General features: G+C 61.7%; 1 protein-coding gene. It reads left to right on the top strand.

Translation table 11 applies throughout. The features are described from left to right. Nucleotides 1–82 precede the first annotated feature (82 nt). A partial coding sequence (locus JQC81_RS32655) for an ABC transporter permease (RefSeq protein WP_203275899.1) occupies nt 83–588 on the top strand: 506 nt, incomplete at its 3' end.

Here is a 588-nt window from a genome sequence, read left to right as displayed (position 1 = left end):
GCCTCCTGATCGCATGATAATCGCGTGCCCGGTCACAGGACCGGGCACGCCCTCCCTACTCTGATGCAGGTTCCTTAGGCTGATGCTGCGCTACATCGGACGACGAATACTCATTGCCATCCCGACGCTGATCATCGTGTCGCTGCTGGTCTTTGCCCTGCAGAAGCTTCTGCCCGGTGATCCGGTTCTCACCATGGCAGGCGAGGAGCGCGACCCGCAGGTGCTGGAATATCTGCGCCAGAAGTACCGCCTGGATGACCCAATCCCCGTCCAGTACTTCGCCTGGATCGGCTCGGCCCTGACAGGCAACCTGGGCATATCGCTGCGCACCGACATCCCGGTTCTCGACCTGATCATGAGCAAGCTCCCGGTCACCCTCGAGCTTGCCATCATGGCCATGATCGTGGCGCTGGCCATCGGCATTCCCGCCGGCATCATCTCGGCGGTGAAAAAGGGAACAGCCGTCGACTACACGGCCAACGTGATCGCGCTGTCGGGCCTGTCGATTCCGAACTTCTGGCTCGGCATCATGCTGATCATGCTGATCTCGGTTCGCTGGCAGCTCCTGCCCGCCTCCGGATACGTGCC

The sequence above is a fragment of the Microvirga arabica genome, assembly GCF_016811235.1.
Classification (GTDB): Bacteria; Pseudomonadota; Alphaproteobacteria; order Rhizobiales; family Beijerinckiaceae; genus Microvirga; species Microvirga arabica.
This window is presented reverse-complemented; position numbering and strand designations above follow the sequence as displayed.